This is a genomic window from Streptomyces sp. NPDC037100 (assembly GCF_055606225.1).
Window position 1 is genome coordinate 161,636 of record NZ_JBVJSX010000006.1, and the last position, 11,975, is coordinate 173,610.

At 72.0% G+C, this 11,975-nt stretch carries 10 protein-coding genes; 5 read left to right on the top strand and 5 right to left on the bottom strand.

What is annotated here, in order from left to right; genetic code table 11:
- Positions 1-205: 205 nt before the first annotated feature.
- The 4 genes from ACZ7EG_RS21025 to ACZ7EG_RS21040 all read left to right on the top strand — a co-directional run bounded on the left by ACZ7EG_RS21025 (position 206) and on the right by ACZ7EG_RS21040 (position 3,457).
- Positions 206-1,267, top strand: coding sequence for a peptidoglycan recognition protein family protein (locus ACZ7EG_RS21025; RefSeq protein WP_471080792.1), 1,062 nt, complete (start codon positions 206-208; stop codon positions 1,265-1,267).
- 440 nt (positions 1,268-1,707) lie between these two features.
- Positions 1,708-2,829, top strand: coding sequence for an acyltransferase family protein (locus ACZ7EG_RS21030; protein ID WP_471080795.1), 1,122 nt, complete (start codon positions 1,708-1,710; stop codon positions 2,827-2,829).
- A gap of 55 nt (positions 2,830-2,884) precedes the next feature.
- Positions 2,885-3,115, top strand: a complete 231-nt coding sequence (locus ACZ7EG_RS21035; RefSeq protein WP_471080798.1) for a hypervirulence associated TUDOR domain-containing protein — start codon at positions 2,885-2,887, stop codon at positions 3,113-3,115.
- 6 nt (positions 3,116-3,121) lie between these two features.
- A complete protein-coding gene (locus tag ACZ7EG_RS21040) occupies positions 3,122-3,457 on the top strand; it encodes a DUF3140 domain-containing protein (protein ID WP_471080801.1) in 336 nt (111 codons plus the stop codon).
- A gap of 57 nt (positions 3,458-3,514) precedes the next feature.
- On the opposite strand, the gene ACZ7EG_RS21045 is transcribed toward ACZ7EG_RS21040, so the two are convergent.
- The 5 genes from ACZ7EG_RS21045 to ACZ7EG_RS21065 form a co-directional block, all read right to left on the bottom strand.
- Entirely contained in the window at positions 3,515-3,670 is a 156-nt protein-coding gene (locus tag ACZ7EG_RS21045) for a hypothetical protein (RefSeq protein ID WP_167526520.1), read from the bottom strand.
- A gap of 248 nt (positions 3,671-3,918) precedes the next feature.
- On the bottom strand, positions 3,919-4,149 hold the full coding sequence (locus ACZ7EG_RS21050; RefSeq protein WP_471080804.1) for a hypothetical protein: 231 nt from the start codon (positions 4,147-4,149) through the stop codon (positions 3,919-3,921).
- 389 nt (positions 4,150-4,538) lie between these two features.
- Complete coding sequence (locus tag ACZ7EG_RS21055) at positions 4,539-5,561, bottom strand: hemolysin family protein (protein ID WP_471080807.1); 1,023 nt, start codon at positions 5,559-5,561, stop codon at positions 4,539-4,541.
- Positions 5,558-6,901, bottom strand: coding sequence for a hemolysin family protein (locus tag ACZ7EG_RS21060; RefSeq protein ID WP_471080810.1), 1,344 nt, complete (start codon positions 6,899-6,901; stop codon positions 5,558-5,560). The genes ACZ7EG_RS21055 and ACZ7EG_RS21060 overlap by 4 nt, the downstream gene beginning before the upstream one ends.
- A 435-nt stretch (positions 6,902-7,336) precedes the next feature.
- Positions 7,337-11,356: a molybdopterin-dependent oxidoreductase gene (locus ACZ7EG_RS21065; RefSeq protein WP_471080813.1), complete on the bottom strand. Its 4,020-nt coding sequence runs from the start codon at positions 11,354-11,356 to the stop codon at positions 7,337-7,339.
- A 193-nt stretch (positions 11,357-11,549) separates the two neighbouring features.
- On the opposite strand from ACZ7EG_RS21065, the gene ACZ7EG_RS21070 reads away from it, so the two are divergent.
- Complete coding sequence (locus tag ACZ7EG_RS21070; RefSeq protein WP_471080816.1) at positions 11,550-11,945, top strand: cell division protein SepF; 396 nt, start codon at positions 11,550-11,552, stop codon at positions 11,943-11,945.
- The last annotated feature ends 30 nt before the right edge of the window (positions 11,946-11,975 follow it).

An 11,975-nucleotide genomic window follows, 5' to 3' on the forward strand; every position in this document is an offset into this window, starting at 1 on the left:
TTCGGTACGTGGCGTACGGCGAGGTGAGCGATGGGTCGAGCGGCGCGAGAATGGTGAGGGCCTGACAGCGGCACTGCGGGATCAGGCACGCTGCGAGATTCGGCATGCCCCGAGATCAGGCACGCTTCCGATATCAGGCCGCTCCCCACATGTGATCGGACCGTCTTCAGACCGGCACGCACGCGCCGGAACGGAGGACTGACCCATGGCCACCCCGCTCACCGCCGCCCGGCTCGTCGCCGCGTTGAAAGCCGAGGGCTGCGCCGTCCACGAAGTGGCCGGCTGGCGCACCAACAACCGCAACCACAAGGGGCCTTGGGGGCCCGTGCACGGCGTGGTGATCCATCACACCGTCACCGGCCCCGGCACGGACGTCGTCGGGCTGATCTTCCACGGCCACAGTGCCCTGCCGGGCCCGCTCGCCGCCGGATGCATCACCAAGGACGGCGTCGTCCACCTCACCGGCAACGGCCGGGCCAACCATGCCGGCGGCGGGGACGGTGACGTCCTCAACGCCGTCATCGGCGAGTCGTACGGCACGTATCCACCCCCTACGCACGAGCACGACGGCTCGGCCGGCGCGGTCGACGGCAACGCCCGGTTCTACGGCTGGGAGTGCGAGAACAAGGGCGACGGCAGGGACCCGTGGCCGCCCGCCCAGTACCTCGCGATGGTCAAGGCCACCGCCGCGGTCTGCCGCGCGCACGGCTGGGGCCCCAAGAGTGCCATCGGCCACCTGGAATGGAGCGACTGGAAAGTCGACCCGCGCGGATTCGACATGGCCGGCTTCCGCCGTGACGTCGCCGATGCCCTGGCCCTCCCGGCGGGCCGGTGGGAAGGAGAGGACCCCATGCCCCAGTACGTCAACCTCGGCGTCGCCGAGCAGTACGACCTCGCGCCCGGCGCGTGGAACTCGGTCGAGTTCACCGCGGAGTGGACCGACGAGACCGGCGACCACGCCACCGGCGGAAGCGTCTTCGCCCGCGGTCCGGCCCGCTTCAGCGGAACCCTCAGCCTGCACATCGACCAACTGCCGGCGGGCGCCGTCGTCCAGGCGCGCATGACGGAGTACGAGGACGACGAGCAGCGCGTGGACCACCCGATCCACGAGATCGTCGGGACGGGCGGCGGCACCTTCGTGGTCCTGCCCCTGGCGAAGCGGGTCCCGTCGGGCCGGAGCATGCGGGTGCGGCTGCTGAACCAGGCCGCCGTACCGGTCACCGTCGTGAGCGCCGTACTGACCGTGCTGGTGTGGAAGGAGACCTGAGCGCCGGGGCTCACGTGGCCGCGGGCAGGCCGGGGCCCGTGCACCTCACGTCCCCGGCCGGCACCGCGCAGTCGACCGGACAGGCCGTCACGGCGTCGGCCGCGCACGTGTAGTCGCGGCTCGCGAACACGCCGCAGGGCCCGAGACCGGACAGGCCGTCACGGCGTCGGCCGTGCACGTGTAGTCGCGGCTCGTGAACACGCAGCAGGGCCCGGCGGGTTCTGACCGAGCCGCGGCACCCCCTCGCCACGGCCCTGCGGGAGACGATCGCCCGTCCCGGCACGTATACGCGGGCATGAACCGAAGCGAGCCATGTCCGTTACGAGTTGAACGAACGCACGGCCCTGTGATTAGGGTGCGGGCGATGTTCTGCGCACACTCCCTCCCTTTACTCCCGGCCGGAAGAGGCGCCCACGCCTCGAGTCGCTTCGGGAGGGCCCGTGAGTGACACGACGACCGCGATCCGCCCGGGCGCGGAAACGACCCCGGTGGCGCGCACCGAAGAGCGCGGCGCGGCAACCCGCCCGGTCCGGCAGCGGGACGCGTTCTTCGACAACGCCAAGTACCTCGCGATCGTGCTCGTGGCCGTGGGGCACGCCTGGGAGCCACTGCGCCAGGGCAGCAGGACCGTCACCGCCCTCTACACCCTCGTCTACGCCTTCCACATGCCGGCGTTCATCATCATCTCCGGCTACTTCTCGCGCACCTTCGACGGCAGCCCGGCCCGGCTCAAGCGCCTGGTCACCGGCGTCGTCGTCCCGTACGTGGTGTTCGAGACGGCGTACACCCTGTTCACCCGCTGGTCCAGCCAGGATCCCGACCGCCCGGTCAGCCTGCTGGACCCGCTGTACCTCACCTGGTTCCTCGCGGCGCTGTTCGTCTGGCGGCTGACCACACCGCTGTGGCGGCTGGTGCGGTGGCCGCTCCCGCTCGCCCTGGTCATCGCGATGGCGGCGACGACCGCGCCGTCCATCGCACACGACCTCGATCTGCAGCGCACCCTTCAGTTCCTGCCGTACTTCGTGTGCGGTCTGCTGCTGCGGCCGGAGCACTTCCGGCTGATGCGACGGCGCGCCGCGCGGATCCTGGCCGTGCCGGTGGCCGTCTGCGCCCTGGGCCTGGCGTACTGGGCGGTTCCGCGGATGGACTACGCCTGGTTCTTCCACGCGGACAGCGCCCCGGAACTGGGCGTCCCCCTCTGGTACGGGCCCGTGATGACCCTGGCCGTCTTCGGCTGCTCCCTCGTCCTGGTCGGCTGCTTCCTCGCCTGGGTGCCCGGTCGGCGGACCCGGTTCACGATGCTGGGCGCCGGCACCCTGTCCGGCTATCTGCTGCACGGTTTCGTCGCGCAGGCCGCGAAACACTGGGGCTGGTACGAGCCGGCCTGGGTCCGCGGGCCGGCCGGCGTGATCGCCGCCACCCTGGTCGCGGCCGTGGTCGTCACCGCGCTGTGCACACCGCCCGTACGGCGGGCCTTCCGCTGGGTGACGGAGCCCCGGATGGCGTGGGCCTTCGCCGGCACGGCCACCGGTCGGGCCGGCGTCCGCCGGGCTGCGCCCTGACCGCCCAGCCCGCACGCTGGAAGGACATCACACGTCTCGGCGAGGGAGTACCGGCATGGCGAAGGGCCGCGGTGAGGGCGGGAAACCGAAGAAGGGCGACAAGGTCACCTGGAGCAGTCACGGCAGCCGCACCGAGGGCGAGGTGGAGCGGGAGATCACCGAACGGACGGAGGCATCCGGCCGCACGGTCGACGCCTCGCCGGACGACCCGCAGTACGAGGTGCGCAGCGACAAGTCCGGCAGGACCGCGGTGCACAAGCCGTCCGCGCTCAAGAAGAAGAAGTGAGACGGAGTGGACGGCGGGGAACGCGAGGAGACCTGGAACGACTTCCGTGAGCTGGTGAACATGACACCGGCCGGTCTGGAGAAATGGCTGGAGTCCGACGACTCGCAGAGCGCCGGGCAGCACCAGGACGGGGGCGAGTCCACCGGACACGCCTCCGGCCGTCGGATCGTGGCGATCCTGCGGGCCGAGAAGGGCGACCTCACGGACGACGACTACCGGCACATGCGCAAGGTCGTCGGCTACGTCCGCCGTCACCTGGCCCAGCGGCCCTCCGGGGACGTGCGGGACTCGCGGTGGCGGCACTCCCTGATGAACTGGGGCCACGACCCGCTCGGCGGGTGACGGCCCGGCGGGGGAGCGCCCGCACGGATCCCCGGGAGGCGCGATGCCCCCCGGGGGTCAGGCCGCGCCGGTCTCCTGCGGGGCCACCGCGACCCCGTTCAGCGCCTGGCTCATCTGGTGCTGGGTCTCTTCGGCGACCACACGGGCCTCCTCCACGACGTCACCGCGTTCGCGTATGAGGCTCTCGTAGATCGGCAGTTCTCCGGTCGACATCGAGTCAGGTTTCACAGTGCTGTTCCTCTCGCTTTGCAGACGGGATCCGATGGGTCCGAGTAAGTCTGCGTCACGCCCTCTCACCGCGTTACTCACCCCCGACGTGTCCAGATTTCCGTCACGTGTTTCGCAAATTCCTCACGTTTGCGGCCGTGGTCCTGGGGGATATCCGCCGCCGTGGTCCCCGCGCCGCCCGCATACGAAAGGGCCCCGGGAATCGCTTCCCGGGGCCCTTTGCGCGGATGTCGTCAGAGCGACGTCGTGTGGATGCCCGCGTGCCCGCCCGCGGTCGCGCCCTGCGGGGAGACGGCCGCGTGCAGGGCGGCGCAGGCCTCGCCGGCCAGGGGGCCGACCAGGTCGGCGGAGAGGCCGCCCACGAGGCCCGCGGAGGCATCGACGCCGCCCGCGTTGCCGCCGGCGACGGCGTCCAGGTCGGCGTCGGTGAGCTCGGCGGTGTCGACCCGAGAGGTGAGGTTCATGGGGGTGTTTCCCTTCGCGTGAATGTCTCGCAGTGGCGGTGAGCGCGGGTGCTCGCTGGAATCCGGAGACCGGGATTCCGCCCCGGCCGCTCCCGCCGTGCGCAGGATCAAAGCACTCCCCGGAGAAGAGATCCAACCGCCTGCCGGCGCAGCACGCCTCCTCGTGGCCACCGCCTTCACCGCTGTGACCTCCGGGTCACAGAATGCGCCCACTCCTTCACACAGCCCGTCGCCCGGCCGGGCACGGGACTCTTGCGCCCCGATTCGCGAAGCGGGCACTTCACCGCCAAATCCTCAGGCACCGGCCGGGTCTTGGCTGCGGGCCGGGCGCCGCGCGGCATCCCCGCCCGGGGTGTGCAGATGTGCTGGATGTTCGGACCCGGTCTCTGTCAGGCCACCGAGGCCGGCTGCATGAGCCGGGCCAGCAGGTCGTCCAGGGTGACCAGGCCCGAGAGCCGGCCGGAGTCGTCGCGGACGACGGCCAGGGACGACCGGCGGCGGCGCAGCACCTCGATGGCGTCGGCCACCGTGGCGGTCTCCGCCAGCTCGGGCACCGGCCGGGCGAGGTCCCGGGCGGTCGTCGCGCGGCCCCGGGCCCGGGCCACCAACGCGTCCCGGGCGTGCACCGAGCCGAGGACGGTGCCGTTCTCCCGGACCAGCAGCCGGGTGCGGTCGTGCTCGGCGGCGAAGCGCAGCAGCGCGTCGAGGTCAGCTCCGCCCTCGACCCAGGTGATCTCGGCGGCCGGGATCCGCAGTGCGGCGACCGGAGTCTCCGGCTCGGTCAGCGAGCGGGTCAGCAGCTCCGAGTCGGCCGTGCTGATCAGACCCAGCCGTTCCGACTCCTCCACCAGGTGGGTGAGCTGCTCCCGGTTGTGCACCGAGGCCAGTTCGTCGCGCGGGGCCACCCGGCACAGCCGTACCAGGGCGTTGCTCACCCGGTTGAGCAGCCGGATCAGCGGACGTACGGCCCGCACCACCGCCCGGAAGGGCGGCGACAGCAGCATCGCCGAACGCTCGGGATGGGCGATCGCCCACGACTTGGGCGCCATCTCGCCGACCACCATGTGCAGGAACACCACCACGACCATCGCCACGGCGAAGGCCACGCCGTAGCTCACGGCGCCGGGCAGGCCCAGGGTCTGCAGCAGCGGGTCGAGTTCGTGCGAGATCGCCGGCTTGGACACGGACCCCAGGCCCAGGGTGCACACGGTGATGCCCAGCTGGGCGCCGGCCAGCATCAGCGACAGCTCGCGCATCCCGGCCAGGGCCGCCCCGGCGCCGCGCCGCCCCTCGGCGGCCGCCTTCTCCATCCGGTGCCGTTTGGCGGCGACGAGGGCGAACTCGGCCGCGACGAAGAACCCGCTGCCGATCAGCAGCAGCACGGTCACGAAGACCGCCATCGGGAAACTCACGCGATCTCCTCGGCTTCCACGGCCTGCGCCGGCAGACCGATCCGGACGCGGTCGGCCACATGCCGGTCCAGCGTGCGGACGTCGATCACGGCCCGGCCGCCCTCCGGCAGCTCGACCGTGACCCGGTCGCCGACCGTCGGGAAGCGGCCGAGCCGGTCCACGACCAGGCCGGCCACGGTGTCGTAGTCGTCGTCCTCCGGCAGCCGGACACCGGTCGCCTCGGCCACCTCGTCCACCCGGCGGCCGGCGTCCACCAGCCAGCCGTCGCCGTCCGCGACGGCGAGCAGGGTGACGGTGTCGGACTCGTCGGCGATGTCACCGACGAGTTCCTCGGCGATGTCCTCGTACGTGACGACGCCCGCCACGCCGCCGTGCTCGTCCAGGACGACCGCGAACTCGTCGTCGTGCTCCCGCATCTGTGTCACCGCGTCGGGCAGCGCGAGCGTGTCCGGCAGCAGCAGCGGTCGCCGGGCCACCTCACCGGCACGCGCCACGGCCAGACGGGCGGCGGGCAGCGCCATCAGCTCGCGCACGCCCAGCACGCCCACGACGTCGTCCGGGTGGTCGCCGAGCACCGGGTAGTTGGAGTGGCCGTGCCGGGCGATCAGACCGATCGCCTCCTCGGCGCGGGCGTCCTTGCGGACGAACACGGCGTCGGCGCGCGGCACCATCACCTCGTCGAGGGCGCGCTCGGAGAACTCCAGCGCGTGGTCCAGCAGCGCGGCGGTGTCCTCGGGCAGCTCTCCCTGTTCGTGGGACTCGCCGATCAGATGGCCGAGCTCCTCCAGCGTGGCGCCGTGGTGCAGTTCCTCGACGGGCTCGATCCCCGCCTTGCGCAGCAGCCGGTCCGCCGCGCTGTCGAAGATCCGTACGACGGGGCCGACCACCCTCAGATAGGCCAGGGTGGAGGGGGCCAGCGCCTTCGCCAGCCGCTCGGGCACGGCGATCGCGAGGTTCTTCGGGGCGAGTTCGCCGAGGACCATCTGCACGACCGTGGCCAGTACGAAGGCGAGCACGACGGCGACGGTGCCGACGGCCGCGTCGGGCAGGCCGAGGCCCGACATGGCCGGCCTGAGCAACGCGGACACCGACGGCTCGGCGATGAAGCCCACCACCAGGCCGGTGACGGTGATGCCCAGTTGCGCGCCGGACAGCATGAACGACAGCCGCTCCAGCACCCTGAGGGCATGGGCGGCCCTGCGGTCCCCGGCCTCGGCCTCACGCGCGAGGGCGAGCCGGTCGGCGGAGACGTAGGCGAACTCCTGGGCGACGAAATAGCCGGTGCCGGCGGTCAGCACGAACACGGCGAGCAGGCCCAGCAGGGCCTCGGCGGCACTCATCGGCGCATCAATTGCGAGGGGGCACCCCGCCGTGTGCCGCGATCACCGGTGCCGTGGCGGGAGGGTCGGGGACTGTGCCCCGGAAGGTCCGTCGATCTGGCGGACAAGAACGTGCTCCTCAGGCGTGTGGTGTGTCATCCGGTACAACGCTCGTCGTCGCGCCGGTGTTCCCGGATTCTACGGCCGCGTAGATGAAGCGGCCCGGGGCGCGGGCCCGTGCGCCCGGCTCACTGCTCGCCGGAGTCCCCGGCGAGGTCCGGTACCAGCCCCCGCATCGCCGTACACTGGTCGGCCCCATGAAGCGGGCCGGGGATTCACCAGCCGGGCATGACCCGCGGCCGGACGACTGTCACCGCCACCCTCCGCTTCCTGCACAGCCCAGTGCACGTCACGCGGCTCAGTACACGTCACGCGGCTCAGTACAGGTCACACGGCTCAGTACACGTCCCGCATGTACCGCTTGTCCGCCGCGAGCTGCTTCACGTACGCGGCGGCCTCGGCCTCGCCCAGCCCGCCGTGCGCCACCGCGATGTCCCGCAGCGCCCGGTCCACGTCCTTCGCCATCCGGGAGGCGTCACCGCAGACGTAGAAGCGGGCCCCGTCGCGCAGCCAGTGCCACAGCTCCGGCCCGTGCTCGCGCATCCGGTCCTGCACGTACACCTTGTTGCGCTGGTCCCGGGAGAAGGCGGTGTCCAGCCGCGTGAGGCTGCCCTCCTCCAGCAGCGCCGTCAGTTCGTCCTCGTAGTAGAAGTCCGTCGCCCGGTGCTGCTCCCCGAAGAACAGCCAGGAGGGGGCCCGGTGGCCGAGCGCCCGCCGCTCCTGGAGGAAGCCCACGAAGGGCGCCACCCCGGTGCCCGGGCCGACCATGATCATCGGCGTCGAGGCGTCGGCCGGGGGCCGGAAGTGCGGTGAGCGCTGCACGAACACCGGTACCTCGGTGTCCGGTTCGGCGTCCGCGAGGTACGGCGAGCAGACCCCGCCGCGCGCCCGGCCGTGCAGGTTCTCGTACCGCACCACGGACACCGTCAGCGACACCCGGTGGGGGTCGGCCAGCGGGCTGGACGATATGGAGTACAGCCGCGGCTGGAGCCTGCGCAGCACCCCGGCCCACTCCTCGGCGCTCGCCCGCACCGCGTACTCGGCGAGCACGTCCACGGCCTGCCGCCCCCAGCTCCACTGCGCCAGCCCGTCCTTGTTGTCCGGCCGCAGCAGCCTGCGCAACTCGTGCTTGTCCCGGGCGCGTTCGGCGACGAAGCGGAGCAGATCGGGGGTGATCCGGGTGATGTCGAGATGCCGGTGCAGCGCCTCACCGAACGGCACCTCGCCGACACCGTCGACCGTCACGGCCGCCCCGGCGTCCACCCCGGTCACCGCCAGCCACTCCTGAACCAGCGAGGGCGCGTTGACCGGCCGTACACCGAGCGCGTCCCCGGCCTCGTACGCCAGATCCGTCCCGCTCGTGTCGAAGGTGAACCGCCGGACCTCCTTGCCCGCCCCGGGCCGGCTGAGCAGCCGGTTGCCGACGAGCCGGGCCGCGGTGACCGGCTTGGACGTGGCCCCGGGCTTCGCGACCGGGGCCGAAGACTTCTCACCCAGCGCCGAGAGCACCTGGTCGAGCCACTGCCCGGCGGACGGCTCGAAATCCGGCTCGCAGTCCGTGCGCGGGGCCAGCCGCACCCCGCCCAGCTCGTCGAGCCGCGCGTCCAGCCGCCGCCCGTGGCCGCAGAAGTCGTCGTACGAGGAGTCGCCGAAGGCCAGCACGGCGTACCGCACCCCGTCCAGCCGCGGGGCCAGCTCACCGGAGAGGGCGTCCCAGAAGCCGGAGCCGTTGTCGGGCGCGTCGCCGTCCCCGAAGGTGCTGGTGATGAACAGCAGGTCGGCCGTGCGGGCGAGCGCGCCGACGTCGGCGTCGTCCATGCCGACGAGGGTCGTGCGATGCCCCGTCGAGGTCAGCCGCTCGGCGGTGGCCGTGGCGAACTCCTCCGCGTTCCCGGTCTGTGAGGCCCACAGCACGACGACCTCACGGCCGGGCCGCTCCGGCGCCTCGGCCGCCCCCGTCCGTGAATACATCCCGGCCAGTACCCCGTTGACCCACAGCGCGTGCTCGGGCGAGAAGGGCGCGTCGGGCGGCAGCACCGGCACGCCGGGGGCGCCCGAGCCGAGCCCGGCGAGGAAACCGGTGAGGTACTGCCGCTCCTGGGCGGAGAGCACCGGGGGAGGGGAGGGGGCCAGACCGAAGGGGTTCGCGGTGCCCGGCGTCACGGCCGTGGGCGTCAGGGCCGGTGCCTGCGGTGCGGGCGCCGCCACCTTCGCCAGCGACACCGCGCACGCCTTGAACTCCGGCTGGAGCGACAGCGGATCCACCGCGTCGCTCGTCACCGCGTTGACGCTCAGGTACTCGCCGAACAGGTCATTCCAGTGGAACGGCGCGAAGCAGCACCCCGGCCGCACCCGGTCCGTCACCACGGCGGGCAGCACGGCCCGCCCGCGCCGGGAGGCCACCTCGACGAGGTCGTCCTCGTCGACCCCGAGCGCCGCGGCGTCCTCGGGATGCAGCTCCACGAACGGGCCGGGATTCAGCTTGTTGAGCTTGGCGACCTTCCCGGTCTTGGTGAGGGTGTGCCACTGGTGCTGAACCCGCCCGGTGTTGAGCACGAACGGATAGTCGTCGTCCGGCAGTTCGGCGGCGGGCAGATGCGGCCGTGCGAAGAACACGGCCCGCCCCGAAGCCGTGGGGAAGCGCAGCCCCTCGTCACCCACGTACCGGATCGGATTGCGCTCCGGCCCGTCCTCCCGCGCGGCCGGCCACTGCACGGGCGTCTGACGCAGCCGCTCGTAGGAGACCCCGCGCAGGTCCCAGCCGGTCTTCGGGTTCCAGAACCGCCGGATCTCCTCGAAGACCTGCTCGGCGCTGTCGTACGAGAAGCCCTTCTCGTACCCCATCGCGCATGCCACCTCGGCGATGATCCGCCAGTCGGCCATGGCCTCCCCGGGCGGGTCCGCCGCCTGCTGGGTCAGCGTGAGGTTGCGCTCGCTGTTGACGAACACCCCCTCGGCCTCGGTCCACATCGCGCCGGGCAGGACGACATCGGCGTACGCGTTCGTCTCGGTGTCCGCGAACACGTCCTGCGTGACGACGAACTCGGCGGCTTCCAGACCCTCGATGACCGTACGGCGGTTGGCGACCGAGGCGACCGGGTTGGTGCAGATGATCCAGCAGGCCTTGATCTCCCCGTCGGTCATCTTCCGGAACATCTCGACCGTGCCGTGCCCGGCCCCGTCGGCGCGCAGCGTGCCCGGCGGCAGCTTCCACACCTCCTCGGTGAACGCCCGCTCCTCGTCGACGAGCACCGACCGCTGCCCCGGCAGCCCCGGCCCCATGTAGCCCATCTCGCGCCCGCCCATGGCGTTGGGCTGCCCGGTCAGGGAGAACGGCCCGGCGCCCGGACGGCAGATCGCCCCCGTCGCCAGATGCAGGTTGACCAGGGCGTTGGTGTTCCAGGTGCCGTGCGTGGACTGGTTCAGCCCCATGGTCCAGCAGCTCATCCACCGCTTGCCCGCCGCACCGATGATCCGGGCCGCCTCACGCAGGTCGTCCTCGTCCGTGCCGGTGATCCCGGCGACGGCGGCGGGGTGATAGTCGGCGAGAAAATCGGGCAGGGCCTCCCAGCCCTCGGTGTGGGCCGCGACGAACTCCGGGTCGGTGTGCCCTCCCTCATGCAGCAGATGCAGCAGGCCGTTCAGCAACGCGAGGTCGGTCCCCGGCCTGACCTGCAGGAACAGATCCGCCTTGGCGGCGGTCGCGGTCCGCCGGGGGTCGACGACGATCAGCCTGGCGCCCGCCTTGACCCGCTCCATCATCCGCAGGAAGAGGATCGGATGGCAGTCGGCCATGTTCGACCCGATGACGAGAAAGGCGTCCGCCCGGTCGAAGTCCTCGTACGACCCGGGCGGCCCGTCCGCGCCCAGCGACAGCTTGTAGCCGGTGCCCGCGCTCGCCATGCACAGCCGTGAGTTCGACTCGATCAGGTTCGTGCCCACGAACCCCTTGGCCAGCTTGTTCGCCAGATACTGCGCCTCCAGGCTCAGCTGCCCGGACACGTAGAAGGCGACCGCGTCCGGCCCGTGCTCGTCGACGATCGCCCGAAGCCGCGCCGCCGTCCCGGCGATCGCGTCGGCGACGGGCGCCGGAACCGCCTCCTCGCCCCGGACGTCCCTCACCAGCGCGCTGGTCAGCCGCCCGGGCGCGGCGAGCAGGTCGGCCGTGGTCGCGCCCTTGGTGCACAGCCGCCCCGCGTTCGCCGGATGCGCCTTGTCGCCGGACGCCTTCAGCACCGTGCGCCGCCCGTCCGGGCCCGCCCCCACATCGAGCACGAGACCGCAGCCGACACCGCAGTACGAGCAGACGGTGCGCACCTGCCGCGTGTCCGGCCGGTCCGAGGGGGTCGTGGTCATGCCTCCGACGGTACGAATCGCCCGTTACGCCTCTGTCACACGGCTTGATCATCGGGAGTTACGCCCGTCACACAGCCGCCTTCCGGCCGTTGTGAGGTGCATTGAGGTCGCGGAGCGTGTCGCATTGGGCCGAACGGGTGACTCTGCGCAAGAATTGCCCGATGCAGACTGTGAGCGCGAGCCAGGACGGAGCATGCCGGTGAACAGCCACGATGTCACCGACGAACAGTGGGAGGGGCTCGCCCAGGTCGTGCCGCTGCGGGGCCGGGACGCCTGGCCGTCCGCCGTCGGCCACCGGTCCATACCGGAGGCCGAGACGGAGGCCCGCCGCCGTTTCGTCGTCCTGCGTGTGAACGTCTTCGCCGACGCCCGGGACGTCGCCGAGCGGCTGATGGCGGGCGTCCCCGTCCTCCTCGACCTCACCGGCGCGGAGACGGAGGTCGCCAAGCGGGTCCTCGACTTCAGCACGGGCGTGGTCTTCGGCCTGGCGAGCGGGATGCACCGGGTGGACCGCAACGTGTTCCTGCTGACGCCGGCGGGGACCGAGGTGACGGGATTGATGGAAGGGGCGGGGCTTCCCGGGGCGTGACGGTAGCTCGTTCGTAGGAAGCCCTCGAAG